We start from the raw sequence: 1,165 nt of genomic DNA, 5'->3' as shown, positions 1-1,165 counted from the left end.
CACCCGGCGCATCCCCCGGCACACTCACCACAGCAGGAGACCCACCAGCAAACGAAGACCCTTCCCCACCAGAGGAAACCTGCCCCTCCACAACCGGCCCCTCCACAGCGTCGTCCGCCATCGTGGCCAGCTCCGCCCGCACCGCCTCGATAGGCCCCGGAAACTCCGCCCGCAAGCCGGCATCCAGCACCGGCAACGCCGCGAACCACGCCTGCCGAGCCACAAGCTCCCCCAACCGCGCATCCGCCTGCGCCCGCTCCTTCTTCTTGCGAGCCCACCTCTCCCTATCCGCTGCTGCCTGCTTTGCCTTCTTTTCCACCTCCTCGTTCGCCATCGTCTCCAGCTCCGCCCGCACCGCCTCGATACGCCCCGGCAACGCCTCCCACTCCGCCCGCAAGCCGGCATCCAGCTCCGGCAACGCGGCCAACCGCGCCCGCCGAGCCACAAGCTCCCCCAACCGCGCATCCGCCCGCGCCCGCTTCTCCTTCTCACGAGCCTGCCACTTCCTCTGCCCTGCTGCATTCCTTGCTTTCCTGTCCGCCTCGGCGTTCACCATCGCGGCCAGCTCCGCCCGCACCGCCTCGATACGCCCCGGCAACGCCACCCACTCCGCCCGCAAATCCGCAATATGCCCCCGCAACGCCGCCAACTCGACTGCCGGCCGGGCCTCATCCCACTCGTGCAAACCCGACACCACCCCCGGCCACTGCGCCCACTGCGCCTCCCGAGCCACAGCCTGCCGCAGCTCCTCTCCCAACCCCGCCTGCCGAGCCACAAGCGCTTCCAACCGCGCCCGCCCATCCGCAGCCAGCTCAGCCCGCTCCTCCTTCTCACGAGCCCGATCCTCCCTCGCCGCTGCTGCCTTCCTTGCTTTCCTGTCCGTCTCGTCGTTCGCCATCGTGGCCAGCTCCGCTTGCACCTCCTCGATACGCCCCGCCAACTCCGCCCGCTCCGCCCGCAAGTCGGCATCCAGCTCCTGCAACGCCGCCAACGCCGCCAACTCCGCCTGCCGACCCATCAACTCCCCCAACCGCGCATCCGCCCGCGCCCGCTCCTCCTTCTTGCGAGCCCGCCTCTCCCTCTCTGCTGCTGCCTTCCTTGCCTTTTTTTCCTCAGGTGTGGCGGTGTGGCTTGGTCCTGGTGTGCCTGTCCACCTGATCACCGG

The 1,165-nt window shown here is 69.4% G+C and carries 1 protein-coding gene; it reads right to left on the bottom strand.

Annotated elements, in window-relative coordinates:
• A partial coding sequence (locus ACWDKQ_RS36320; protein ID WP_450143264.1) for a hypothetical protein occupies positions 1-1,030 on the bottom strand: 1,030 nt, incomplete at its 3' end.
• Positions 1,031-1,165 lie beyond the last annotated feature (135 nt).

It is taken from the genome of Saccharopolyspora sp. NPDC000995 (genome assembly GCF_053599315.1).
The sequence above is the reverse complement of the archived record's forward strand: the minus strand, read 5'-3'. Positions and strand labels throughout refer to the sequence as shown.